Annotated in this window: 16 protein-coding genes; 1 reads left to right on the plus strand and 15 read right to left on the minus strand. The window is 76.1% G+C overall.

From position 1 onward, the window contains the following. Nucleotides 1–8: 8 nt before the first annotated feature. The 6 genes from ACFSJS_RS17235 to ACFSJS_RS17260 all read right to left on the minus strand — a co-directional run bounded on the left by ACFSJS_RS17235 (nucleotide 9) and on the right by ACFSJS_RS17260 (nucleotide 6057). Entirely contained in the window at nucleotides 9–527 is a 519-nt protein-coding gene (locus ACFSJS_RS17235) for an isoprenylcysteine carboxyl methyltransferase family protein (RefSeq protein ID WP_380901257.1), read from the minus strand. Next, the gene (locus ACFSJS_RS17240) at nucleotides 524–1612 is read right to left on the minus strand and encodes a type III polyketide synthase (RefSeq protein ID WP_380901259.1); all 1089 of its coding nucleotides are present in this window, start codon (nucleotides 1610–1612) and stop codon (nucleotides 524–526) included. Before ACFSJS_RS17240 ends, ACFSJS_RS17235 begins: the two co-directional genes overlap by 4 nt. Beyond that, nucleotides 1609–2790: an NAD(P)/FAD-dependent oxidoreductase gene (locus ACFSJS_RS17245; RefSeq protein ID WP_380901261.1), complete on the minus strand. Its 1182-nt coding sequence runs from the start codon at nucleotides 2788–2790 to the stop codon at nucleotides 1609–1611. Before ACFSJS_RS17245 ends, ACFSJS_RS17240 begins: the two co-directional genes overlap by 4 nt. Then, nucleotides 2790–3626: a UbiA family prenyltransferase gene (locus ACFSJS_RS17250; RefSeq protein WP_380901263.1), complete on the minus strand. Its 837-nt coding sequence runs from the start codon at nucleotides 3624–3626 to the stop codon at nucleotides 2790–2792. The genes ACFSJS_RS17245 and ACFSJS_RS17250 overlap by 1 nt, the downstream gene beginning before the upstream one ends. Beyond that, nucleotides 3623–4687 carry an NAD-dependent epimerase/dehydratase family protein gene (locus tag ACFSJS_RS17255; RefSeq protein WP_380901265.1) on the minus strand — a complete coding sequence of 355 codons (1065 nt, stop codon included), beginning with the start codon at nucleotides 4685–4687 and terminating at the stop codon, nucleotides 3623–3625. The genes ACFSJS_RS17250 and ACFSJS_RS17255 overlap by 4 nt, the downstream gene beginning before the upstream one ends. 383 nt (nucleotides 4688–5070) lie before the next feature. Then, entirely contained in the window at nucleotides 5071–6057 is a 987-nt protein-coding gene (locus ACFSJS_RS17260) for a class I SAM-dependent methyltransferase (RefSeq protein WP_380901267.1), read from the minus strand. A gap of 1140 nt (nucleotides 6058–7197) precedes the next feature. Here ACFSJS_RS17260 and ACFSJS_RS17265 point away from each other — a divergent pair. Further along, nucleotides 7198–7707, plus strand: coding sequence for a DedA family protein (locus ACFSJS_RS17265; protein WP_380901269.1), 510 nt, complete (start codon nucleotides 7198–7200; stop codon nucleotides 7705–7707). A gap of 32 nt (nucleotides 7708–7739) precedes the next feature. Here ACFSJS_RS17265 and ACFSJS_RS17270 read toward each other — a convergent pair whose 3' ends face one another. From ACFSJS_RS17270 to ACFSJS_RS17310, 9 genes are all read right to left on the minus strand, one after another. Then, complete coding sequence (locus ACFSJS_RS17270; protein ID WP_380901271.1) at nucleotides 7740–8588, minus strand: ABC transporter permease; 849 nt, start codon at nucleotides 8586–8588, stop codon at nucleotides 7740–7742. Next, a complete protein-coding gene (locus ACFSJS_RS17275; protein ID WP_380901273.1) occupies nucleotides 8585–9607 on the minus strand; it encodes an ABC transporter ATP-binding protein in 1023 nt (340 codons plus the stop codon). The genes ACFSJS_RS17270 and ACFSJS_RS17275 overlap by 4 nt, the downstream gene beginning before the upstream one ends. Next, nucleotides 9607–10566, minus strand: coding sequence for a TauD/TfdA family dioxygenase (locus ACFSJS_RS17280; RefSeq protein ID WP_380901275.1), 960 nt, complete (start codon nucleotides 10564–10566; stop codon nucleotides 9607–9609). The genes ACFSJS_RS17275 and ACFSJS_RS17280 overlap by 1 nt, the downstream gene beginning before the upstream one ends. Before the next feature lie 98 nt (nucleotides 10567–10664). Next, complete coding sequence (locus ACFSJS_RS17285; protein ID WP_380901277.1) at nucleotides 10665–11474, minus strand: FkbM family methyltransferase; 810 nt, start codon at nucleotides 11472–11474, stop codon at nucleotides 10665–10667. An 82-nt stretch (nucleotides 11475–11556) separates the two neighbouring features. Next, nucleotides 11557–12498, minus strand: a complete 942-nt coding sequence (locus ACFSJS_RS17290; RefSeq protein ID WP_380901279.1) for a TauD/TfdA family dioxygenase — start codon at nucleotides 12496–12498, stop codon at nucleotides 11557–11559. Between the two features lie 11 nt (nucleotides 12499–12509). Further along, nucleotides 12510–13325, minus strand: coding sequence for an alpha/beta fold hydrolase (locus ACFSJS_RS17295; protein ID WP_380901281.1), 816 nt, complete (start codon nucleotides 13323–13325; stop codon nucleotides 12510–12512). Between the two features lie 202 nt (nucleotides 13326–13527). Next, nucleotides 13528–13764: an MbtH family protein gene (locus tag ACFSJS_RS17300; RefSeq protein WP_380901283.1), complete on the minus strand. Its 237-nt coding sequence runs from the start codon at nucleotides 13762–13764 to the stop codon at nucleotides 13528–13530. Between the two features lie 3 nt (nucleotides 13765–13767). Then, a complete protein-coding gene (locus ACFSJS_RS17305; protein WP_380901285.1) occupies nucleotides 13768–20949 on the minus strand; it encodes an amino acid adenylation domain-containing protein in 7182 nt (2393 codons plus the stop codon). Beyond that, nucleotides 20949–25832 (minus strand): amino acid adenylation domain-containing protein (locus tag ACFSJS_RS17310; RefSeq protein ID WP_417823975.1); only part of this gene is annotated, 4884 nt, incomplete at its 5' end. The genes ACFSJS_RS17305 and ACFSJS_RS17310, both read right to left, overlap by 1 nt.

Consider the following 25832-nt stretch of genomic DNA (forward strand, 5'->3'; position numbering starts at 1 on the left):
CGTCCCCCTCAGGCCAGCCGCGCCAGGGCGGCGTCCTCGGCGCGGATGCGGGCGGCGAGCAGGAACCCGTTCAGCGCGGTGAAGGCGGCCGCCGTGACCCAGGCCGAGTGCACCAGCGGGAGCGCGAACCCCTCGACGACGACGGCGACGTAGTTCGGGTGCGGGATCCAGCGGTAGGGGCCGCCGGTCACGCGCGGAGCGCCGGGCACGACGATCACCCGGGTGTTCCACTGCCGCCCCAGGGTGGCGATGCACCACCAGCGCAGCGCCTGCGAGGCCGCGACGAGGACGAGCATGGACCAGGCGAGGACCGGCGCGGCGTCCGGCCGGCGCACCCACACCTCCGCGAGTGCGCCGGCGAGCAGGCCCGTGTGGAGCACCACCATGAACGGGTAGTGCCCCCGCCCGGACTCCACACCGCCCCGCGCCAGGCTCCAGGCGGCGTTGCGGCGGGACACGGCCAGCTCGGCGACCCGCTCCAGACCGACGGCCAGGACCAGGGCGGTGAACAGGGCCTCGCTGCTCATCCCTCGCCCCCCGGGGCGCGCAGGAGCACCAGCTCGGAGCAGAAGCCCGGGCCCATGGCGAGCATGAGCCCGTGGGAGCCGGGCCGGGGCGGGCGGTCGGCGAGCGTGTCCGCCATGACGTGCAGCACCGAGGAGGAGGACAGGTTGCCGATCCGGCGCAGCGAGTCCCAGGTCACCCCCAGCGCCTCCCGCTCGACCCCGAGGGCCTCCTGCAGTGCGTCGAGCACCTTGGGGCCGCCGGGGTGCGCGACGTACCAGCCGAGGTCGTCGCCGGTCAGTCCGTGGTCGGCGAGGAAGCCGCGGACGTCGTCGCCGATGTACCGGCGCACCAGGTCGGGGACCGAGGAGTCGAGCACGATCTTGAACCCGCCGGCGCCGACGTCCCAGCCCATCGCGCGCTCCGAGTCGGGGTAGAGGCGGCTGCGCGAGGCCAGCACCTCGGGGCGGGCGGGGTCGTCGGAGCGCGCGAGCGGGTGCTCGGGGCCGACGGCGACCACCGCCGCGGCCCCGTCCCCGAACAGGCCGCCGGCCACGAGGTTGGCGACCGAGGTGTCGTCGCGCTGGAGCGTGAGCGAGCACAGCTCCACCGACATCAGCACCGCGACCCCGTCCGGGCGGCCGCGCAGCAGGTCGTGGAGGCGGGCGAGGCCGGCCGCGCCGGCGACGCAGCCGAGGCCCACCAGCGGCAGGCGCACCACGTCGGGACGCAGCCCGATCTCCGCCGCGACGCGGGTCTCGAGCGAGGGGACGGCCAGGCCGGTCACCGTGCAGGACACGATGTAGTCGACGTCGGCCGGTGTGAGGCCGGCGTCCTTGAGCGCGTCGACGACCGCGCGGGCGCCCAGTTCGGTGCCGGCCCGGATGAAGACGTCGTTGGACCGGCCGAAGTCCCCGAGCCGGGCGTACTCCTCCAGCGGGAGCACGGTGTGCCGGGTCTCGACGCACGCGTTGCGGTGGAGCCGCTCGACGACGCGGCGGTCGACCGTGCCCTCGACCAGTGTGGTGACGAAGGACTCGGTGATCTCCTCCTGCCGGTGGCGGTGCTCGGGCAGGGTGCCGCGGACGCTGAGGACGCGCATGGTCATGCTGGCTCCCGGGATCGGCTGGCGGGACGGGTGGGTGAGACGAGCGCCCGGCCCAGGCCGAACGCGACGGCGGGGGTGAGCCGGCCCCGGGCGAGGCCGAGCTCGACGAGGTCGTCGAAGACGTGCTGGTCGGCGGCCGAGGCGTGCAGCCCGGCCGCCAGGACGCGCGGGCTGCGGGCGAGCCGGGCGGCCAGGGCGGTGTGGCGCAGGTGGGGCAGCAGGATCCGGCGGGTGGCGCGGGCGTACCGCTCCCCCGCCTGTTCGGGGTGTCCGTCGCGCCGGGCCGCGGCCGCGGCCCGGCCGGCCGCGATGCCGGTGGCCACGGCGTGGTGGATGCCCTCGCCGGTCAGCGGGTTCACCAGGCCGGCGGCGTCGCCCACGAGCAGCACGCGGCCGGCCGGCGGGTGCCAGTGCGCCGTCGAGAGCGGCAGGTGGTGCCCGGCCCAGTGCCGTCCGCCCTCGGTGGCGCCGGGCAGGAGCGCCTCGAGGTGCTCCAGCAGCCGGGCGCGGTTCGGTGCCGGCCGGCCCTCGTGGAGGACCTCGCCGTACCCGACGTTCGCGCGGCCGTCGCCGCAGTCGAAGGACCAGGCGTACGACGGCTGGTGCCGGACGCCGAACTCGACGACCTGCGCGCCGCGCCGGCCGGGCGCGACCGGGGCGTAGCCGCGCAGGGCCAGGGCCACCGGACCGCGGGGCAGGCCGAGTGCGCGCCGGACGACCGAGCGGGCGCCGTCGGCGCCGACGACGACCGCGGCGGAGACCTCCCCGTCCAGGACCACCGCGCCGGTGTGCCGCCGCAGGTCGCGGACCCGGTGCCGGATGAGCCGGGCGCCGGCGGCGACCGCCGCGTCGACCAGCCGGGCGTCGAGGATCCGGCGCGGCACCACCCACGCCGGGCGGGCCATCGTCCGCTCAGCGGCGAGGGTTCCGCGGCCGAGGCGGAGGCGGCCGACCGGGGTCCGGTCGTCGACGAGGCCGGTGACGCCGACCCCGGCGAGGAGGTCGAGGACGTGCGGGGCCACCCCGTCGCCGCAGGCCTTGTCCCGCGGGAAGTCCGCCCGGTCCAGGAGGGCGACGCGCAGGTGCGGGTCGGCGTGCAGCGCGCCCAGGGCGGCGGCGGCGCCGGCCGGTCCGGCGCCGACCACCGCGAGGTCCCAGCGGGTGGGTGCCGGCGCCATCAGCCGGCCGCCGCGAGCAGCACGACGTCGAGCAGGGCGATGGCCACCGCGGCCCGGAAGGGGGTGCGGCCGCGGGCGGCCAGCGTGAGCGCCGCCAGGACGGCCACCGGCGCGAGGGCCGCCCACGCCCACGCCGGGGGGGCGCCGTCGGGGCCGAGCACGGCGCACAGCGAGGCGGCGGGCAGCAGGACGGCGGCCAGGGCGCGCGAGCGGCGCGCGCCGATCCGGTGCGGCAGGCCGCGCACACCGGTGCGCTCGTCGTCGGTGAGGTCGGGCAGCGTGTTGAGCAGGTGCGCCCCGACACCGAGCGCGGCGCCGGCGCCGGTCATCCACAGCGGCGCCCGGGCCGGGTCGGGGCCGGCGAGGGCGACGACCGAGGGCAGCGTCCCGAAGGCGCAGGCGTACGGCGCCCAGGACCAGTGGGTCGCCTTGAGCCCGAGGTTGTAGGCGTGGCCCGCGCCGGTGACGAGGACGACGTTGGCCAGCGCGCTGCGCCAGCCGGCGAGCGCGGAGAGCGCCAGGCAGGCGAGTGCGGCCACGGCCAGGGCGCGCACCACCCACCCGGCCGGGAGGGCTCCCGTCGCCAGCGGTTTGTCGGTGCGGCCGACGGCGCGGTCGCGGGCCAGGTCGCGCAGGTCGTTGCCCCAGCCGATGGTGAGCTGGCCGGTGAACACCGCCGCGGTGACGGTGGCGGCGTCGAGCGGGGGCAGGCCGCCGCGCAGGGCGAGCAGGCCCGTGATGGCGGTGACGGCCAGGGCCGGGCCGCCGTGGGCGGCGGCGAGCAGGGCGCGCGCGGGCAGGGGTCCGGGGCGCGCCGGGGCCACGCCGGCCGTCACGGGCGCCGCCGCACCGCGACCGGCCCGCGGCGGACCGCGTCGCCGAGCGCGCCGAGCACGGTGCGCGGGCGCAGCACGGGTGTCCCGCCGGACGCGGCCTCCCTCATGCCCGCGACCACCTCGGCGAGCACGTCGGGGCCGTCCTTGGTCGGCGCCCAGCCGAGCTCCGTGCGCGCGCGGGCGGTGTCCAGGGTGGGGAGCGCGAAGCCCATGTCGAGCCATCCGGTGTCGACCTGCTGCAGGTGCGCGTGCCAGGCGGCCGACATGGCGGCGCGGACCACCGGGGAGGGCACGTGCACCAGTCGGGCGCCGAGCGCGTCCGCGATGGTCGCCGCGGTCACGGGCGTGGCGGCGGCGAGGTTGAACGGCCCGCCCGCGCGCCGGTGGAGCACCGCGGTGACCGCTTCGGCGACGTCGTCGGTGTGGACCACCGGGATGGTCAGCCGCCGGTCCATCGGCAGGACCGGCAGCAGGCCGAGCGCCCTGGCGGGCACGAGGGCGGGCACGCCGTACCGGAGCAGGGAGCTGCCGGCGGCGCGCCGGCCGACGATCCCCGGCCGGAGCCGGGTGACGAGCGTGCCGGCGCCGGAGGCCTCGTGCCGGTCGAGGAGGCGTTCGGCCGCCGACTTGTGCCGGCTGTACCGGGCGGAGGGGACGCCTCCGGTGGGCCAGGACTCGTCGACCGGGCGGTTGTCCCTCTTCGGCGAGTAGGCACCGACCGAGGACATGTGGACCAGGTGCGGGACACCGGTCTCGGTGACGGCCCGCAGCACGCGGCGGGTGCCGCCGACGCCGAGTTCGGCGAGGTAGGCGAGGTCGTGGGACGGCTGGAAGCCCCATGCCAGGTGGACGACCGCGTCCGCGCCGTCGAACGCCTCGACGAGCGTGCCGAGGCAGGCGTCGGTGCTCAGGTCGACCGGACGCCAGTCGACGCCGCGGGCCTCGGGCCCGCCGGGCAGCCGCCGGGCCAGGCCGACGAGGTCGTGCGAGCCCTCGGCCCGCAGGCGCCGTACGACGACGGAGCCGATGTTTCCGGTCGCCCCGGTGACCACGATGCGCATGCAGGACGAATGCCCCTCGCTCGCCCGCTCACACGGGGTGCTCCGGCATCCGGGTGGCCGCCCCGCCGGGCTCCGTTGGAGCGCTCCGGGTCAGAGCGGGGCCCACGCGGCCCCGGCGGGCCGGGGAGACGACGGCCTCGGTGCGGGCCGGACCCGCGGGGTTGCCGCGGCGGATGTCCGCGTCCGGCCGGCAGGGGCGAAGCCGGTGACGACGGGACGACGGTCCGCCTCATCCCCTTTCCGGGCGGCAGGGCGATCGGGTCCCGGCCGCGCGAGCCGCGCCCGGTGCGGTCCACCGGGGCCCGGCGTCCGGTCTCACGCGGCCTCCCGCCGCCGGGCCGCAGCGCCCCGGGTCCGGCCGGTCCCGGCGGCGGACCGCGCGGTCACGCGGCCTTCCGCGCGACGGCGACCATCGCCGCGCGGGGCACCTCGGCGACGTAGGCGCCGCGGGAGCGGTGGACGACGGGGCGCGGTGTGAAGTCGACCTCCGCGGGCAGGCCCGCCAGGTAGTCCTCGTGCCCGAAGTACCGCTCCAGGATCCGCCAGCGGGCGTCGGTCCCGCCCTGCGCGGCGAAGAACTCCCCGACTCCGTACATGTCGGCCACGTACTCGCACATGCGCCGGCGGGCGTCCTCCTCCGTGTCGCCGCGGACGACCAGCGGGTCGTACAGGTCGACGATGCGAGCCGGCGTCCCGGCCTCCTCGAAGAGCTCGGCCAACGATCCGCGCGAGAAGTGCCGGTAGTCGTGGCCCGCCGTGGTGTGGGGGTGGACGACGTCGGTGAAGAAGCGCGCCATGGGGCTGGCGTCGTCGAAGTCGTGCAGGACGACCCGGCCTCCGTCCCTGACGACGCGCAGGGCCTCGGTGACCGCGTTGAGCCTGTCCTGCGGCGCGATGTGGTGGGTTCCGTAGGCGAGCAGCGCCGCGTCCACGGTGCGGTCCCCCAGGAAGAGGTGGTCCGCCGCCTGCCGGACGGCGGGCAGGCCCTGGGCGAGGGCCCGTTCGACCATGTCGCCGGAGAGGTCGCCCGTCAGGATGCTCACGCGGTCCCGCAGGTCGGGGGCGTGTTCGTGGACGGCGCGCGCGATGGTCCCGTCCCCGCCGAGGACGTCCAGGACGATGTGGGGGGCCGCCGCGCCGGAGGGGGCGGCCAGTTCCAGGAGCTGCCGTATGCCCCGCCAGCGGACCGACGAGTTCCGCTGCGCCCGGCGATAGGAGTCGCCGCGTCCGGTGTCGTCGGAGTCGAATTCGGTCGTCGTCGCGGCCAGCGCCCTCAGCGCCTTGTCGGCGCCCGGGCGGCCGAAGTCCACGGCCGCCTTCAGGACCGGGTGGGCCGGCACCGCGTCCCGCAGATAGTCTTCGAGGGTCATGGACGGCAAGTAGGAATCCGTCTCCGCCAGTGCATCCGCCTGCATTTCCACCAATCCGGTCATTCGATGGTTTTCATCGTCGACCACCCGTACCGCATGCGGGGCGGATATCCTCCGCTGCTCGCAAACGGCCCGCAATCCCATCCGCGGCACCGACGTGCGCGATTGACGAAATTCCGGGGCACCGGTGCCCGGCCAGTCCGGTCCGCAGTGACACCGTTGCACCCTGTCAGGAGTTCGATCCCCGCGTCAAGGGCGCTTTCGACTCGGCATTGTGACCGGTCGTCCTCCGATGGGCGCAGCGCAACCGCGCCCTTGCCGCCGGCGCCGCGAACTCCGCGGAAGAGGTGATTCACCTGGGTTGGAAATTCCGGGCAGCGCGATTCATGAGTATCCGTGCCCAACGGGCACAGGGCGCCGGACATGGGATTCGGGGGACCGAATCCCCCATATCACCGGAACACCGGACCGCGGGCAATCGGCCGGGCTCCCCGTTGAACCCCGCCGCGGGCGTTCCTCCGGATTCCCGTACCCGGAATCCAACATTCCATCAATCGCCTCCGGTGCGGGCGGACATGCCCCGGGGAGTTCCGCCCCCCGCCGGCTCCGACCGGTGGGTCCCCGCGCCCCGCGGGCGGGGCCGGCCCGGCCGGAGCAGGCCGGGGCGCGGGCGCCGCGGCCGGTTCCGGCCGGGCCGGACGAGCGGGTCCGCCGGCGGGCCGCCTGGTACATTGGCGCACATTCGCCCTTCTCCCGGGCGTGCGCCCATCGGCCGGGGGTGTTTCCGGCGAAACCGGGAAGCCGCCCTACTGTCCACCGTGAGCGCGGGATGCCGGTCCACACGAAAGCCGGGACACCCCGTGCCGCACCGGCCCCCGTCACCCGGCGTCCACCCGAAAGACATTTCGACTTCTTCCCGGAGAAGGATGCGGGAGTTCCGGGGAACGGGCGCCGCCGGAGCCGGTGGCCGCGTCCCGCACAGCAGAATCCGTACCGGGCACCACGAGCGAGGAGAGGCGGTTCAGGACTGCCATGGCATGGATCCACGATGTGCTGACAGCGGTGTCGGAGATGGATCCGGCCTCCAGATTCGCACTGGCCTCGGCGTTCGCTTTCGCGGAATCGGGCCTCGGAGCGGGCATGTTCGTCCCCGGTGAGGTCGCGGTCCTGGTGCTGAGTGCCGGAACGGAGGGGACCCGTTCCCTGCTGGCGCTCTTCCTCGTCGTGGCGGTCAGCAGTTCGGCCGGCGACCACATCGGCTACTTCCTCGGAATCCGCTACGGGGAGCGGATGCGGGACACGCGCCTGGTGCGGCGGATCGGCCAGCAGCACTGGGACCGCGCCCAGGCGCTCTTCCACCGGTACGGGGCGACCGCCGTCTTCCTGACCAGGTTGCTGCCCGTCGTGCGCACGCTCACCCCGGCGACGGCCGGAGTGGGCTCGGTGCGCTACTTCCGCTTCCTGCCGGCCTCGCTCGCCGGGGCCGCGATGTGGTCCGCGCTCTACGTGTCGGCGGGGTCGCTGGTCTCGGCCTCCGTGCGGGAGGCCGAGACCGTGGTCACCAGGATCGTGTGGGCGCTGCTGGCCGTGGCGGCCGTCCTGGTGGTCGGCGTCGTGTGGTGGCGCCGGAGGCGCCGTCGCGCGCTCTGAGCCGGCGCGGCCGCTTCCCCGGGCCGGCACGGTCACTCGTCGGGCGGCCGGCGGAAGGCGCGGGCGGCGAGCAGCATCATCGCCAGCATCAGGCCGAGGCCCGCGCACAGCGCCGCGGGCACCTCGCTCCCGACCTGCCCTCCCAGTGCGAGGCTCCGGGACGCCTCCACCGCGTAGCTCACGGGGTTGACGGTGGCGACGGCCGCCAGCCAGCCGGGCAGCACCTCGATCGGCACGAACGCGCTGGAGGCGAACATCAGCGGGAAGTTGACGAAGAAGCCGATGCTGGAGAGCACCTCCACCTTGCGCAGCCACGCGGCGAGGGCGATGAAGATCCAGATCAGGGCCCAGATCACCAGGGTGGACAGCAGCAGCGCCGCCACCAGGCCCCCCGGCCCTCCCCCGGCCCGGTACCCGAACAGCAGGTGGCCGCCGGCCACCAGGACCAGCAGCTGCATCCCCGAGCGGGTCAGGTCGGCGATCGAGCGCGCCACCAGGACCAGCGGCAGCGACAGCGGGAGCACGCGGAAGCGGCGCACCATCCCGCCTTCCATGTCCCGCACCAGACCCACCCCCGCGGACTGCGAGGTGCCGATCCCGGTGGTGACCAGCAGGGCCGGCAGCAGGAACTCGATGTAGGACACGCCCCGCGGGAGGATGGAGCGGTCCGCGAGGCTGCCGAAGACCTGGCTGATCAGCAGCAGCATCACCACCGGCTGGGCCACGCTGAACAGCACGACCCTGCGGTCGGCGTACACCAGGCGGATCTGGCGCGCCGTGAGGATCCGCAGCTGCGCGGCTCTGCCCGTCGGCCTCCAGCGCGGGCCGCGCGGCCCCGCGGCGGGGCGGGCCGGGGGTGCCATCGTCCGCGGTGCGTTCACGTGGTCTCCTGCGTGTCGCCGGTGGGCCGGTGCGCCTTCGGGGGAGCCGCCCGGCGCGCCGCCTCCGCCGGGCCGGGGCCGTGGGGCTCCGCTCCGGTGAGGGCGAGGTAGACGTCGTCCAGGGAGGGCTCCGAGTGGCGGATCTCGGTCACGTTCTGCCCGACGGTGTCCAGCACCCGGATCACCGCGGCCAGGTCCGCCGAACCGCCCGCCGGCACCGTCAGCTCGCGCCGGGCGGCCGCCACGCTGGGCGGGAACCCGGCCCGGCGCAGGGCGCCGGCGGCCGCGGCCGGATCTCCGTGCGGTTCGAGCCTGAGCGAGATGGAACCGCTGCCGGCCCGCGACTTCAGCTCGGCCGCCGTGCCGGAGACGAGGACCCGGCCCGCTCCCAGGACGGTGATGCGGTCGGCGAGCCGGTCCGCCTCCTCCAGGTACTGCGTGGTGAGCAGGACGGTGGTCCCGCCGCGCGTGAGCTCCTCGACCATCTCCCACAGGCCGATGCGGCTGGGCAGGTCCAGCCCGACGGTCGGTTCGTCCAGGAACAGCACGTCGGGGCGCCCGACCAGCCCCAGGGCCAGGTCCAGCCGGCGGCGCATGCCTCCCGAGTAGGTCACCGCCTTCCGCTGCCCGGCGCCTCGGAGCCCGAAGGCCTCCAGCAGCTCGCCCGCCCGGTCCCCGGCCTGCGCCCGGGAGGCCCCGCACAGCCGGGCCACCAGGACGAGGTTGTCGTAGCCGGAGAGCTGCTCGTCGAGCGAGGCGAACTGCCCGGTGACGCCGATGCGCCGGCGCACCTCCTCGGGGCGCCCGGCCACGTCGAAGCCGGCGACCGAGGCGGTGCCCGACGTGGGGGGCGTCAGGGTGGACAGGATGTTGACGAGGGTGGTCTTCCCCGCGCCGTTGTGGCCCAGGAGGCCCATGATCTCGCCCTGGGCCACCGTCAGGTCCACGCCCCGGAGCGCGTGGACGGCTCCGAAGCGCTTGTGCAGACCGGCGGCATGGATCGCTCCGTCCGCCGCCATCAGCTCAGCACGCGCCCGTGCAGCGAGCGCACGGCCCGGGAGCGCCGGTGGTCCAGGTGGACGAAGGCGCGCTGGAGCCAGCGGTCCTCGCCGTCGTAGCGCGGGGTGAAGGCCGTACGCCCGTGCAGCGCGACGCGGTTGTCCACGTACACCAGGTCGGCCGGGTCCAGGACGAGTTCCTCGGAAACCGCGCGGACGGCGTCGGCCAGGGCGTCCATGGCCTGCCTGCCCCACGGGTCCGTCGCGTGGGTGGCGTGGAAGTCGATGCGGATGTCCGGGTCCTCCACGTCGCCGGTGAGCACGGCGTGCGGCTTGGTCCCGCTGTCCGGGCGCTCGAAGGAGGGCGGCGGTTCGGTGGTGAACAGGGGGCGCCGCAGGGTCTCGCGCGTCCCGGCGTCCAGGTGCTCCATCGCGGCGCGGACGCAGGCTACCCGGAGTCCGGCGGTCCGGTCGTGGTCGCTGCGGACGCACAGCAGCCCGACGTAGTCGGGGCGGTGGGGGTGGAAGGCGTTCTCGGTGTGCATCTCCAGCGGGACGGAGCCGGCGTTGGACTGCTGGTCCTCCCGGCCGGGCACGGGCACCACGTTCTGCACCAGCGCCCCCTGCTTCTCGTTGCGGTAGGCCACGACCTCGCCCAGTTCCATGGAGACGGCGCAGAGCACCGAGGCGCTCAGTGTCGCCCTGCGCTCCACCGAGTCGCCCTCCCGCGGGGTGTCCGGCACGGACCCGGCCGCGGGCAGGTTGCGGATGAGCAGCATGCCCGCGCGGCCGGGGTCGTGGCGGAAGGCGCGGAGCCGGTCCTGGAGGCGGGCGGGCAGGTGGCAGGAGAGGCTGCGGCACCGGTCGAGCCATTCCCGCTCGTCCACCAGGCCGGGGGGCGTGCGCGTCAGCTCCTCCGCCAGGAGCGCGACGTCGGCGCGCTCGGCGTCGGACAGTTCGAAGCGGCTTTCGGGGTTCATGTCGTCCCTCCGAGGGGGTTGGAGAAGGGTGGTCCGGGTCTGCGGCCCGGCGGGCGCCCCGCGCGGCGGTCGCGCCGGGGCCCCGGCCGGCGGGTGCCTCAGGAGGGCCCCGCCGCGTCCCGGCCGCCGTGGTGCCGCGAGACGGCGAACACGGAGTAGCGGTCGCTGCCCGCGTACCGGTCCTCCTGCACGGCCTGGACGCGGAACCCGCGCCGCTCCAGCCCGTCGGTCACCGCTCCGAGCCGGCCGGCGGTGGCGCCGCCGGGACTGTCGTGCACCTCCATCGCGATCTGGCGCACCAGCGGCCAGTGCCGTTCCTCGATGCCCCGCAGCACCTGCTGCTCGCCGCGCTGCACGTCGATCTTCAGCACGTCGATCCGGTCCACGGGGTGCTCGTCGAGGACCGCGGAGAGCGGACGGAGCCGGCAGCGCACCGTCTGCTCCCGGAACCTGAAGGCCAGGAGTTCGTCCAGCATCCGTTCGGCCTCGGGCAGGTGGTCGGTCCGCACCTGCTCCCGGACGAACGCCTTCTCCGCCTCGGTGTCCGCCAGGGTGCTGCGCGTGGACATGGTCGAGTAGCCCGGGTAGTGGGTGAACTCGACCTCCTGCTCGCTCTCGGCGAGGCCGTAGGGGCAGGCGAGCCCCGCCACGCCGTGGCGCTCCCGGTTGCGGCACAGGACCTCGTACACCGAGGGGACCGGCTCGAAGGAGTGGACCGTGGCGCCGGGCCTCTCGGACTTCACGAAGAGGGTGTACATGCCGATGTTGGCCCCCACGTCGAAGACGACGGGGTCCTCCGGCAGGTGCAGCGCCTCCGGCAGGTAACCGCGGCGGGTGAAGATCTCGTCGTAGAGGAACTCGGTCTCGTGCCTGTTCACGCCTTCCACGTCGGCGAGGGCGATGCTCATTCGTGCGGCCTTCCTGAGGGCTGGGGGCTGGGGGCTGGAGGCGGGCGGCGGCCGCCCGCGGCGCCGGTCCGCGGCGCGCCGGCTAGTCCGACATGGCGACCAGGACCCGGCGGTCACCGGTGAACGGCCTGCGGCCGTGCGCCGCCTGGACGTTGTCGACGAGCATCAGGTCACCGGCCCGCCAGTCGTTGTCCACCGCGTGCTCCAGTCCGCGGTCGCGCACCTGCCGCACGTAGTCGGCCGGTATCGGGGTGCCGTCGGCGAAGGCCACCGACTGGGGCAGCTCCTCCGGGGGCAGCATCTCCATCAGCGCGGCGGCGGCCTCGTCGCCGAGCGTGGCCGGGTGCCACTGGTCGGACTGGTTGAACCACAGCGGTTCCCCCGTCTCCGGGTGCTCGATCGTCGCGGGCCGGACGTGGCTGACCCGCAGCCCGTTGCGCGCATTCCACTGCCAGGTGGCGCCGCTCCGGGAGAGGTAGTCCTCGACCTCGGACCGGTCCTCGGTCTCGAAGGTGTCCTGCCAGCTCTTGCCCAGGCCCCGCCCCCCGTGCAGGTTCTGGGTGTAGCGCAGGCCGCCCGCGAAGGCCTCGCGGACCTCCCGGTCCAGCGCCCGGTACCAGGCGGCGTTGTCCACCACCGGTGTGGCGCCGCCGCTCCCGGCCGCCCGCTCGCAGTAGAACAGCAGCCGGGCGGGCCACTGCGCGGCGTAGGACATCTCGCTGTGCATCGAGATGGTGAACTCCTGCGGGTACTCCGTGGAGGTGTACACGTTGCGCCCCACCTTGGTGCGCGGGGAGTTGCCGAAGACGTACGCCAGGCGGTCCGGCAGCAGGAGCGGCATGATCTTCTCCAGCTCCTGCGGGCCCACGCCGAAACCGCGCAGGACCAGCACCTTGTGGGCGGCCAGGAGCCCGGCGATCCGCTCGGAGTCCCGCAGGAAGTCGGCCAGGGCGTCGGCGGTGGCGGGGAGGGAGTGGCTGCCCGGGCTGATCTCGGCGGGCCGCCAGGGAGTGATCGGTTCCATGGTGTGCTCTTTCATCCCTGTGTGGTCTGGGGTGCGCGGAGGAATTCGGTGATGAGCCGGTTGACCCGGTCGGGCCGCTCCAGGTAGCCGTAGTGGCCGCAGTCGGGGACGACGTGGTAGTCGGCCTCGGGCAGGGCGTCCGCGATCTCCTTCGCCAGGTGCGGCGGCGCCACGATGTCGTCGGCGAAGGCGATCACCCGGCAGGGGGCGGTGATCCGGGCCAGGTCCTCCCCGCGGTCGTCGGCGGCGCTGAGTTCCAGCTGGGTGCGCAGGCCGGGTCCGTCGGCCGCCGCCAGTTCGAGGACGTCCAGCCAGTCGGCGATCTGCCGGTCGTCCGCGAGCGTCCGCGGCGAGAGGTTCTGCATCGCCCGCACCACCGCGCGGTAGCGCGGCGGCAGGGTGACGCCGCTGTCGGCGAGGGCGATCTCGGCGGCGGTGCAGGCGGCCCTCATCCGGTCCGAGCGGGCCCGCGGCGCCACGAGGACGCACCGGGAGACCAGGTCGGGGCGGGTCCGGGCGACCTCGCGCGCGACCCTGGCCCCCAGGGACATCCCCACGACCGCGCAGGGGCCGATGCCGAGGTGCTCGATCAGGCCGACGGTGTCGGCCGCCATGTCGCCGAGGGTGAAGCCGGGGCCGCCTCCGCTGGGAGGGACGCCGCGGTTGGTGAACGTGACGGCCTCGAAGCCCTCGGCGACCAGCGCGGGCACCTGGTGCAGGTGCCAGGCCGACTTGGCGGCGCCGCTCCCCATGATCAGGAGGACGGGCGGGCCGCTGCCGGTGCGGTCGTGGTCCAGGGCGATCCCGTTGATCCGTGTCGTCGGCATCGAAGGCTCCCTCGGGGGGTGGTCGTCGGCGGCCCTGAGGACCGGGTGGTCGGTCGGTGTGCGGTGCGCGGGCCGGGGAAGCGGACCCGGCCCCGGCCGCCGGGTGCGGGTGCGCCGCGCGGGGGCCGGCACGGTCGCCGGGCCCCGCGCCGGGGTCCGCGGGCGGGCGGGGTACCGTCGGGTCCGCCCGCCCGGGGCCCGGTCACTCGGCCGCGGCCGCGGCCTTCTCGTGGGCCTCCATGGCCTCGACGAGGCTCTTGGGGCGCATGTCGGTCCAGTTCTCCTCGATGTAGTCCAGGCACTCCTGGCGGGGGCGGTCCTCCACCACCGCCCGCCAGCCCGCCGGGACCTCCACGAAGTTCGGCCACAGCGAGTGCTGGCCCTCGTCGTTGACCAGGACGTGGAAGGTGCCCTCGGCGTCGTCGAAGGGGTTGGTCATCGTTCACACCTCTCGTTTCTTCGTGTCGGCTCCCCGCAGGGAGTCCAGTCGGCGGGTCAGGACGCGGCCGACTTCGGCGACCGACGTCGGTTCGGTGAGCATGGACATGTGGGCGGCGTCGACGCGGTGCACCTCGACGCCCTCCTCGGTGTGCGCGTCCCACGCCCCGGGGTCGAGGCTGCGGGAGCGCTCCGCGGTCATCAGCACGATCCCGCAGCGGACGCGTCCGGGGGTGTGGGACCGCATGAGCCGTACGTTGTTGACGTAGACGTCCTTGGCCGCCGTCAACTCGCCGTCGTCCAGGTGGCCGAGCGAGCTGTCCATCCGGCGCAGGTGGGCGCGGAACCGCTCCAGCGGGAAACGTCCGCCGCGCAGTTCCGCCTCCTCCCAGGCGAACCCCGACTCCCGCAGGTTGGCCGCGACGATCTCGGCCTCCGTCCCCTCCTGGCCGGGTCTCCCCGTGCGGTGGGGCGGGTAGGCGTCCAGCACGGCGAGCAGGTCCACCCGCTCGCCGTCGCGCTCCAGCAGGCCGGCCATGGTGTGGGCCACGTGGGCCCCCAGCGACCAGCCGAGCAGCCGGTACGGCCCGTGCGGCCGGACGGCGCGGACCAGCCGGACGTAGTCGCCGGCCATCTCCTCGATGCTGCGCGGCAGCCCGCCGCCGGCGGGCGTGCGGGCCTGCAGCGCGTAGAGCGGGACGTCCGCGGGGAGCCGCTGGAGGAGGCCCGCGTACGCCCACCCCAGGCCGACGGCCGGGTGGACGCAGAACAGCGGCGGCTGGTCGCCGCGCCCCCGCAGCGTCAGCAGGGGCGCCGGGGCGCGGCGCTCGGCGCCCCGCCCGATGCGCTCGGCCAGGCCGACCGCCGTCGGCGCCTCGAACAGGTCCCGCGCGGCGACGGGCACCCCGAGGCGCTCGCGGATCCGCGTGACCAGCCGGGTGGCCAGCAGCGAGTGCCCCCCGTTCTCGAAGAACCCGTCGTCGGCACCGATCCACTCGCGCTCCAGCACCTCGGCGAACACCTCGCACAGGGCGGCCTCCCGTTCGTCGCTCGGCGGCCGGCCGCCCTCCTCGGCGAGCGGTTCCGGTTCGGGCAGGGCGTCCCGGTCGAGCTTGCCGTTGGCGTTGGCCGGGAGGGCGTCCAGCACCAGGTAGGCCGAGGGCACCATGTAGGGCGGCAGGAGGGCGGCCAGGTGGGCCCGCAGTTCCGCGGCGGTGGGCCGGGGCAGGCCGTCGGCCGGCACCGCGTAGGCCACCAGTCTCCGCTCCCCCGGCTCGTCCCCCCGCAGGACGACGGCCGCCTCCCGCACGGCGGCGTGCTCGGTGAGCCGGGCCTGGACCTCGCCGGGCTCCACCCGGAAGCCGCGCAGCTTGATCTGCTCGTCCGCGCGGCCCACGTAGTGGATTCGCCCCTCCCGGTCCCAGCGCACCAGGTCGCCGGTGCGGTACATCCGCTCCCCCGGCTCCCCGAACGGGCAGCCGACGTAGCGGGCCGCGGTGAGCCCGGGGCGGTCGCCGTAGCCGCGCGCCAGCGACGCGCCGGCCAGGTAGAGCTCGCCCGTCACTCCGGGGGGCACCGGCCGCAGCCGGTCGTCGAGCACGTAGGCCCGGGTGTTGGGCACGGGCGTGCCGATGGCGGGCGCCGGTCCGCCCGGGGAGAGGGCCTCGCTAGTCAGGGTGACCGCGGTGGCCTCGGTCGGGCCGTAGACGTTGAGCATGCGCCGGCCGGGCGCCCAGCGGTCCACGACCGAGGCCGTGACCGCCTCGCCGCCGACGACGAGGCAGCGCAGGCAGTCCAGTCCCTCGGGCGTGAGGCCGGTCAGCGCCGCCGGGGGGATGAAGGCGTGGCTGATCCGCCGCGCGGCGATGGTCTCGCCGAGCAGTTCCCCGGCCAGGAGCGGCCGGTCGGCCAGGACCAGCGTCCCTCCGGTGGTGAGCGCCATCAGCAGCTCCAGCACGGCGCCGTCGAAGGACGGCGACGCGAGCTGCAGCACACGGCTGCCGGCCCGCACCGGGTACCGCTCCCGCTGCGCCACCGCCAGCGACAGCAGGCCGCGGTGCTCGGTCACCACGCCCTTGGGGCGGCCCGTGGAGCCGGAGGTGTAGACGACGTACGCGGCGTTGCCGGCGGTCAGGGGGGCGTTCCGGTCCCCGTCGGTGAGGTCGGCGGCGGACGGCCCGTCCGACTCCGCCCCGGCCGGTCCGTCGCCGGGCACCAGGACCGGGACCCCGGCGATCTCCCCGCGTCCCGCCGCGTACGGCTCGGCCGCCAGAACCAGCGCGGGGGCGCTGTCGCGCAGCATGAAGGCGATGCGCTCCTCCGGGTGGCCGGGGTCCACCGGCACGTAGGCGCCGCCGGCCTTGAGCACCGCCAGCAGCGCGGTGACCTGCCCGAGGGAGCGGGGCATCAGCAGGGCCACCCGGCGCTCGGGGCCGACGCCGCGCCGCACCAGCACCCTGGCCAGCCGGTTGGCCCGGGCGTTGAGCTCGGCGTACGTCAGCCCGCGGCCGCCGTGTTCCAGGGCCGGGGCGCCGGGAGTCCGGGCGACCTGCTCCTGGAACATCTCCGGCAGCGTCGCGACCAGGCCCGCGCGCCGGGTGGCGTTCCACTCGGCCACGACCGTGTGCCGCTCGTCGGCCGCGAGCAGCTCCCGGGCTCCGATGGGGCTGCCCGGGTCCGCCGCCCAGAGCGCCAGCATCCGGCCGAACCCCTCCAGCAGGTCCTGCGCGGTCTCCCTGTCGAAGAGGTCGGCGCTGTACTCCAGGGCGGTCTCGATCCCGGCCGGCCGCCCGTCCTCCCCGTGGCCCTCCAGGAAGGTGAACATCAGGTCGAACTTCGACCGCGCAGTCTCCACCTGGTGGGGTCTGACGGCGAGTCCGGGGGGCGGGGAGCCCTGGCGCCCCACCTGCTCCTCGGTGTTGTTGCAGGAGAGGGCGACCTGGAAGAGCGGGTGCCGGCCGAGCGAGCGGGCCGGGCTCAGGCGCTCCACCAGCTGTTCGAAGGGCAGGTCCTGGTGCGCGTAGGCGGCCAGCGCGGTCTCGCGGACCCGCCCGACCAGCTCGGCGAACGCGGGGTCGCCGGAGGTGTCGGTCCGCAGGACCAGGGTGTTGACGAAGAATCCGACCAGGTCCTCCACCGCCTCGTCGGTGCGCCCGGCCACCGGGGTGCCGACGGGGATGTCCTCCCCGGCGCCCATCCGGGTGAGGAAGGCCGCGACGGCGGCCTGGACGACCATGAACACGCTCGCCCGGCACGCCCGGGCCAGGTCGGCCACGGCGGTGTGGACGGATGCGGGCAGCGTCAGCCAGACCTGGCCGCCGGTGCGGGACGGGGCGGCCGGACGCGGCCGGTCGGCCGGCAGCCTCAGCTCCTCCGGCAGGCCGGCCAGCTGCCGCTCCCAGTACTCCAGCTGGGCGGCGGCGGTGCTGCCGGGGTCCGCGGGGTCGCCGAGGAACCGCCGCTGCCACAGGGCGTAGTCCACGTACTGCACCGGCAGCGGCCGCCAGTTCGGGGCCCGGCCCGCGCGGCGTGCGGTGTAGGCGGTGAACAGGTCGCGCAGGAGCCTCCTGCCCGACCAGCCGTCGCTGGCGATGTGGTGCAGCACCAGCACGAGCACCCGGCTGCGCGGGCCGGTCTCCAGCAGCCAGGCCCGCATGGGGGGTTCGGCCTCCAGGTCGAAGCGGTGGGCCGCCAGCTCGCCGACGGTGCGGTCCACCTCCTCCTCGGCCACCGGCAGGACGGTGAGGCGCTCGTCCGTCCGCCGGGCCGGCAGCACCTTCTGGAACGGGCCCTCGGCGCCTTCGGCGATGACGGTGCGCAGCGTCTCGTGCCGTTCTGCCACGTCGTGCAGCGCGGCCTCCAGCGCCCGGACGTCGAGGTCGCCGTCGAGCCGCAGGGCCCGGTGGATGTTGTAGGTGGCGTCGGGGCCGGTGAGCCGGTGCAGGATCCACAGCCGCTGCTGGGCGTACGAGAGCGGGACGCGCTCCGGGCGCTCCGCCGGCCTCACCGGCGGGCGTCCGCCGCCGCGGGAGTCCAGCAGTGCGGACAGGGACCTCACCGTGGGGTGCTCGAAGAGCCGGCGCACCGGCAGCTCCACGTCCAGGGCCGCCCGCACCCTGCTGGCCAGGCGGGTGGCCAGCAGGGAGTGGCCGCCCAGGGCGAAGAAGTCGTCGTCGATGGAGACCTGCGGGCGCCGGAGCACGTCGGCGAAGAGCCCGCACAGGATCTCCTCGCGGGGGGATCTGGGCGCTCCCCCGGCGGAGTCGCCCGCGGCGGGGGGCTCCGGCAGCGCGGCGCGGTCGATCTTGCCGTTGGGCGTGACGGGCAGCGCGGGCAGTTCGACCAGGTGCGAGGGAACCATGTAGGGCGGCAGCATCCGGCGCAGGTGCTCGGTGATCTGCGCGGTGGGCAGCCCGGTGCCGGATCCGGCCGGGGCGGAGGGGCGCGCGCCGTCCCCGGCGTCCTCCCCGGCGGGAACGACGTAGCCGACCAGCCGGGCGTCCCCCGCCGCGTCCTCCCGCATCACCACCGCGGCCCGGCGCACGGCGGGGTGGGCCGCCAGCGCCGCCTCCACCTCGCCGGGCTCCACCCGGAAGCCCCGCAGGCTGATCTGGTCGTCCGCCCTGCCGAGGTACTCCAGCAGGCCGTCCTCGTTCCACCGGACGAGGTCGCCGGTGCGGTACATCCGCTCCCCGGCGGCGTAGGGGCACGCCACGAAGCGCTCGGCGGTCCTGCCCGGGTCGCGGAGGTAGCCGCGGGCCAGGCCGGCCCCGGCGACGTACAGCTCGCCGGGGACGCCGACCGGCACCGGGACCAGGCCGGGGCCGAGGACGAACAGGCGGGTGTTCCACAGCGGCCGCCCGATGGGCACCGGGCCGTCGGCGACCGGGTCGCGCGGGGCGATCCGGTGCTCGGAGCAGTTCACGGTCGTCTCGGTGGGCCCGTAGACGTTGTAGACGGTGACGTCCGGGTGGTCGGCGCGCCACCGCCGCAGGTGCCGGCCGGTGAGCTGTTCGCCGCCGAAGGTGATCGCCGCGGTCGGGCTGACCTCCCGCGGCAGCCCTTCGAGGACCGGGAGGTGGCTGGGGGTCACCTTCGCGAAGTCCGGGGGCGCCTCGCCGGGGCGCAGGACCGGCTCGTCGTCCAGGGAGGCGAGGCGGACCGTGCCCCCGCTGACCAGCGGGACGTAGAGGGCGCCGACCGTGAGGTCGAAGGAGACCGGCGAGTGCACCAGGGAGCGTCCGTCGGACGGGTACTCCTGCGAGCCGCGCAGCAGGTAGCCGACGAGGGACCGGTGGGTGGCCACCACACCCTTGGGCCGTCCGGTGGAGCCGGAGGTGTAGATGGCGTAGGCGGCGTTCCCCGGGTCCGGCGGCGAGGGGCGCTCGCCGTCGCCCAGCGGGCCGCCGGGCAGTTCCTCCAGTGCGGCGACGGTCCGCGGAGCGTCCAGGACCAGCAGCGGGAGGTCCGCCGGCAGCCGGCCGGCCAGGTCGGCGGTGGTGACGGTGAGGAGCGGTTCGGCCTCCCGCAGCAGCCGGGCCACCCGGTCGGCCGGGTGGCCGGGGTCGACCGGCACGTAGGCGGCGCCGGTCTGCCACACCGCGAGCGCGGCCTCGACCAGTTCCGGCGAGCGCGGCAGCGCCAGGGCGACGAACCGCTCGGCCCGCGCCCCGCGCTCCACCAGCAGGCGGGCCAGCCGGCCGGAGCGGTCGGCGAGCCGGGCGTAGCCGATGCTGCGGTCGGCCGTCTCCACGGCGGTCCGCCCGGGGGTGCGGGCGGCCTGCCGGAGGAACAGCTCGGTGGCGGTGGTGTCCTCGACCTCGCGCGCGGTGTCGTTGAACTTCTCCAGTACCAGGGCCCGTTCGGCGTCGTCGAGGACGTCGAGCCGCCCCAGGGGCAGGTCCGGGGCCGCCAGGAAGGCGTCGACGAGCCGCAGCAGGCGGTCGCGCAGGGCGGCCGCCAGGCGCGGCGTCACCGCGCTGGGCCGGTGGCCCAGGCGGAACCGCACCGGCGGGCCGGGGGAGGCGAGCAGGCCGAGCGGGTAGTGCATGGCGTCGCGCATCCTCGACGCCACCGCGCGCACCCGCCCCGGCGCGGCGGAGGAGTCGCCGGGGGGCACCTCCGCGGGCCCGGCCGGGTAGTTCTCGAACGCCATCACCGAGTCGAACAGCTCGCCCTGGCCGACCAGGCGCTGGATGTCGGCCAGCCGCACGTGCTGGTGGTCCAGGAGCGCGCTCTGCTCGCGCTGCAACCGCCGGAGGAAGTCCGTCAGCGGCTCGTCCACGGGCATCCGGGCCCGCAGCGGGACGGTGTTGGCGAACAGGCCGACCATGGACTCGACACCGTCCAGCTCCGGTGGCCGGCCGGAGACGACCACGCCGTACACCACGTCCTGGCTGCCGGTGGTGCGGGCGAGGGTCAGGGCCCACAGCCCCTGCACGACGGTGTTGAGCGTGAGGCCGGCGCCGCGGGCGGCCCGGGTCAGCCCGGCCGAGGCCGCCGCGGGCAGTTCGAAGTCCAGCCACTGCGGCGCCTCCGCCGCCCGGTCGGCCCGCGGGGCGACGAGGGTGGGGGCCTCCAGGCCCTCCAGCGCGCGCCGCCAGGCGTCCTGCGCCGCCCGCTCGTCGCGGCGGTCCAGCCAGGCCAGGTAGTCGCGGTAGCGGCGCACCGGCGGCAGGGCGGAGGCGTCGCCGCCGGTGCGGTAGAGCAGCATGAGCTCGCGCAGCAGCACCGGCATCGACCAGCCGTCGAGCAGGATGTGGTGGTTGGTGAGGGCGAACCGGTGGCGGTCCTGCGCCGTGCGCAGCAGCAGGAACCGCACCAGCGGCGGCTTGGCGGGCCGGAAGCGGCGCCAGCGGTGCTCGTCCAGCCGCCGTGCCGCCTCCGCCTCCGGATCGCCGGCCGCGCGCAGGTCGGCCTCCTCCCAGGGGAGCTCGACCTCCCTGGGGACGAACTGCACGGGGTCCTTCAGGGCGCGGGTCGCAAAACCCGCCCGCAGGTTGTCGTGGCGCCGCAGCAGCGCCTCGGCGGCCGCGCGCAGCGCCGGCACGTCCAGCGGCCCGTGCAGTTCCACCTCGGTCTGGACGGTGTAGACGTCGACGGCCTCGTCGCCGGCGTACTCGCTGTGGAAGAGCAGGCCCTCCTGCAGCGGGGAAAGGGGCAGGACGTCCTGTAGGGATCGGCGCATCAGTCGGCCTTCCACTCTGCTTCGAGCTGGTCGAGTTCGGCGTCCGAGAGTTCGACCAGGGGGGCTGGATCCGCCGGGGGCGGGGGGCCGGCGGCCGGGGACCGTTCGGCGGAGGCGAGCTGGTCCAGTTCCCGGAACCACAGCCCGGCCAGCTCCCGGACGTCCTCCTCCCGGTGGAGCCGGCCGGCCCAGGACCAGGTGGCGATCAGGCGGGGGCCGTCGGGGCCGTCGGCGGCGACCGCGTTGACCTCGATCTCGTGGGCGAGCGGGAGCCCCGCGGGCTGGCCCGCGACCCCGCTGCCCACCGGCGACCAGGAGGGGGCCTCCGCGGCCCCGTCCCGGTCCGCGCCCGGGTCGCCGAACCGGCCCAGGTAGTTGAAGCCGAAGCGCGGCGCGGGGAGGGAGGCGAGCCGTTCCCGGGTCCGCGGGTTGAGGTACCGCAGCATGCCGTAGCCCAGCCCGGCGTCCGGCACCCGGCCCAGCGTCCCGGCCAGCGCCCGCAGCGCGCCGGCCCGGTCGTCGTCCGGCCCGGCGGCCGGGATCCGGACCGGGTGGGCGGCGGTGAACCAGCCGACCGTGCGGGAGAGATCGGCCCCGGGGACGACCTCCTCCTCGCGGCCGTGGCCCTCCAGGTCCACCGTGACGCCGTCCGCGGCCTCCGCCGGACGCCACCGCCGCACGGCGGCGGCGAACGTCCCCAGCAGGACCTCGGTCACCCCCACGCCCAGTGCGGCGGGCACCGGGCCCAGCACGGCCCGGGTGGTGCCGGCCGGGAGGGTCAGGGACAGGGCCTCCTCGGTGCTCCTGTCGTCCACGGCCGGGTCGAGGCGGCCGGCCTCCCGGGGCCGTGCCGCCTGCTCCTCCCAGTAGGCGCACCGGTCGGCGCGGCGCGGGTCGGCGGCGAGCTCCGCCAGCCGCTGCGCCCAGACCCGCAGCGGAGTGCCCACCGGGTCGAGCCGGACCTCCCGGCCGTCGGCGACCGCCTGCCACGCCCGGCCGAGATCGGCGGTGAGGATGCGCCAGGACACCCCGTCCACGACCAGGTGGTGGGCGACGAGCGCGAGGTAGCCCGGCTCCCGCGGCCCCCGGTCGAACCAGACGGCGCGCAGCACGGCGCCCTCCTGCGGGGCGAGCCGTTCGCGGGCCGCGGCGCAGTGCGCGCGGACCAGCCGGTCCAGCTCCGCCTGCGGGACGTCCGCCGCCGGCACCCGCTCCAGCACGGCGGCCGCGTCCACACCGCCCGCCTCGCCGATCTCCATCCGCCAGTGGCCGGCCGCCGGCTCGGCCCGCATCCGCAGCGCGTCATGGTGGTCCAGCAGCGCCTGGAGGGCGCCGACGGGGACGGCCCCGTCCGCCTGGGCCGGGACGCGCAGCAGCACGGACTGGTTGTAGCCCTCGGCCGCGCCGCCGAGTTCGGCCAGCCAGGAGCTGATCGGCGTGGGCGGCACCGGGCCGGTGGCCCGGCCGCCGAGCACCTCGAAGGCCGCTCCGCCCTGCCGGGAGCGGGCCGCGAGCGCGGCGGGCGTCCGCCGTTCGAAGACGTCGCGGACGGTCATCCGGCCGCCCGCCCTGCGGACCCGGCCGACGAGCTGGATGGAGCCGATGCTGTCGCCGCCGAGCGCGAAGAAGTCGTCGTCGGCTCCGACCTCCGCGACCCCGAGCACCTCCTGGAACGCCTCGCACAGCACGCGCTCCCACGCGTCCCGCGGCGGCCTGCGGTCGTGCGGGGCGTCCGCGGGCGCCGGCGGCTCCGGCAGCGCCCTGTGGTCGAGCTTCCCGCCGGGGGCCAGCGGCAGGGCGTCCAGCCGGACGACCGCGGCCGGGACCATGTACCGCGGCAGCCGGGCGGCGAGCCCCTCCCGGAGCGCGGCCGGGTCGAACTCCGCGTCCGTGGCCGCGACGTAGGCGACCAGGCGTTCCCCGCGCAGGACGACGGCGGCCTGGCCGATCTCCGGGCGGTCGAGCAGCGCCGCCTCGATCTCCCCCGGTTCGATGCGGAAGCCGCGGACCTTCAGCTGGCCGTCGCCGCGGCCGAGGTACTCCAGGTTTCCGTCGGACCGCCAGCGGGCCAGGTCGCCGGTGCGGTACATCCGCTCCCCCGGCTCCCCGAACGGGCAGCCCACGAACCGCTCCGCGGTCATCCCCGGCCGGCCGAGGTAGCCGCGGGCCACCCCCACGCCGGCGATGTACAGCTCGCCGGGGACACCGGCCGGCACCGGGCGCAGGCGCTCGTCCAGGACGAACAGCCGGTGCCCCACCAGGGGGCGCCCGATCGGCACGGCGTCCGCGGGCAGCTCGTCGCCCGGCTCCAGCACGAAGTCCGCGCAGCTGACGGTCGCCTCGGTGGGCCCGTAGTCGTTGTAGACGCGCATCCCGGGGTGCGCCGCGCGCAGCCGGGCCAGCCGGGCTCCGGTCAGTTGCTCGCCCCCGACGACCAGGTCGGCGGCGGGTGCCGCCCAGGAGGCGATCCCGTCCAGGAAGGCGAGGTGGGACGGCGTGACCTTCAGCAGGTCGGGCCGGTCCGGGGCGTCGCCCTCCGCCGCGTCCAGGTCCGCCACCACGATGCAGCCGCCGGCGACCAGCGGGGTGAACAGCGTGGTCACCGTGAGGTCGAAGGCCGGGGAGCCGTGCAGCAGCGCGGTTCCCGCGGCGCCGCGGTACCGGGCGGCCGAGCGCACCAGGAAGGCGGCGAGGGACCGCTGCTCGACGACGACGCCCTTCGGTGTGCCGGTGGACCCCGAGGTGTAGACGACGTAGGCCGGATCGCGGTCCCCGGCCGGTGCGCGGCGGTCGGCGTCGGTGCAGTCGGCGCCGTCGAGCCCGGCGAGCGCGGCCTCGGTGGCCGGGTCGTCCAGGCAGACCACGGGGCCCGCCCCGGCCGGGAGCGCGTCCCGCATCCCGGTGAGGGTCACGGTGAGCACCGGCCCGGCGTCGCCCAGCATGTGGGCGATCCGGCCGGTGGGCAGCTCGGCGTCCAGGGGGACGTAGGCGGCCCCGGCCTTCTGGACCGCCACCAGTGCGGTGATCAGCCCGGCGCCGCGCGGCAGCAGGACCGCGACGGTGTCCTCGGGGCCGGCCCCCCTCCCGGCGAGCAGCCGGGCCAGCCGGTTGGCCCGGGTGTTCAGCTCGGCGTAGGTGACCTCCCGGCCGCCGTCGCGGACCGCCGGCGCGTGCGGGGTGCGGGCGGCCTGCGCCTCGAACAGGTCCGGGAAGCGGACGCCGTCCGCGGCGGGTCCGGCCGTGGTGACCGGCCCGGGGTCGGGTTCGCTCCACGCGCCCGCCAGGAGTTCGCGCTCGCCCGGCAGCAGGACGTCGATCTCGCCGAGGGCGGTGCCGGGCGCCTCCACGACGGCCTCCAGCACCCGGCCGAGCCGCTCCACCAGGTGCCGGGCGGTCCTGCGGTCGAACAGGTCGGTGCTGTACTCCAGCACGCCGCGCAGTCCGCCGGCGCCGCCGTCGCGGGTGCGGGTCTCGGTGAGCGCGAAGGTGAGGTCGAACTTCGACGTCGTGACGCCGAGCCGCTCCCTGCGCACGGTCAGCCCGTCCAGTCCGGGTGCGGTGTCGCGCGCTCCGGCCGTCTCGGCCGTGTCGAAGTTCAGCGCCACCTGGAAGAGCGGGTGGCGGGCGAGCGAGCGCTCGGGGTCGCGGAGTTCCACCAGCCGTTCGAAGGGGAGGTCCTGGTGGGCGTAGGCCGCCAGGTCGGTGGCGCGCACCCGCTCCAGCAGCTCCGCGAAGCTCGGGTCGCCCGAGGTGTCGGTGCGCAGCACCAGCGTGTTCACGAAGAACCCCACCAGGTCCTCCAGCGCGTCGTCGGTGCGCCCGGCCACCGGCGAACCGATCGGCACGTCCGTCCCCGCCCCCAGCCGCGTCAGCAGCGCCGCCAGCGCCGCGTGCACCACCATGAAGGGCGTCGCCCGGTGCTCCCGGGCCAGCTCGGCCACCCGCCCGTGCACCGCCGGCGGGACCAGGATCGGCACGCTGTCCCCCCGGTGGGAGGGGGCGGCGGGGCGGGGCCGGTCGGCGGGGAGCGCCAGCTCCTCGGGGGAGCCCGCCAGGGCGTCCCGCCAGTAGGCCAGCTGCGCGGCCAGTTCGCTGCCGGCCTCCCGCTCGTCTCCCAGGCGGGCCCGCTGCCACAGGGCGTAGTCGGTGTACTCGACCGGCAGCGGCGGCCAGGCCGGGGCCCGGCCCGCGCGGCGGGCGGCGTAGGCGGCCGCCAGGTCGGTGATCAGCGGCCGCTGCGACCAGGCGTCGGTGGCGATGTGGTGCATGACCAGCAGCAGCACGTGCTCGTCGGGTGCCGTGGCGAACAGGTGGGTGCGCAGCGGCGGTTCGGCGTCCAGCCGGAACTCGTGGTCGGCCGCCTCCCGCAGGAGGCGGGGGAGCTCCTCCTCGTCGGTGCGGACCGGGCCGGCGAGCGGGGCGGGGCCGTCGGCGGCGGCCAGGACGATCTGGTGCGGGCCGTGCTCGTCCTCGGCGAAGACGGTGCGCAGGCTCGGGTGCCGGGCGACCACGTCCGCCAGCGCGGCGCGCAGGGCGGCCGCGTCCAGGGGCCCGGTCAGCCGCAGCGCCAGCGGGATGTTGTAGGTGGCGCCCGGCCCCTCCAGCTGCTGGACGAACCACAGGCGCTGCTGGGCGTAGGAGAGCGGCAGCCGCCCGGGCCGCGGGTCGGCGGGGCGCAGCCGGGGCCCGGCCTCCCCCGCCCGGGACAGTGCGGCGGCCAGCCCGGCCACCGTCGGCGTCTCGAAGACCTCCCGGACCCCCAGCTCGACGCCGAGCGTGCTGCGGATCCGCGCGACCAGCCGGGTGGCCAGCAGGGAGTGGCCGCCCAGGGCGAAGAAGTCGTCGTCCACCCCGACCCCGGGCACCCCCAGCACCTCGGCGAA

This window comes from Streptomyces desertarenae, from assembly GCF_042681365.1.
Lineage (GTDB): Bacteria > Actinomycetota > Actinomycetes > Streptomycetales > Streptomycetaceae > Streptomyces > Streptomyces desertarenae.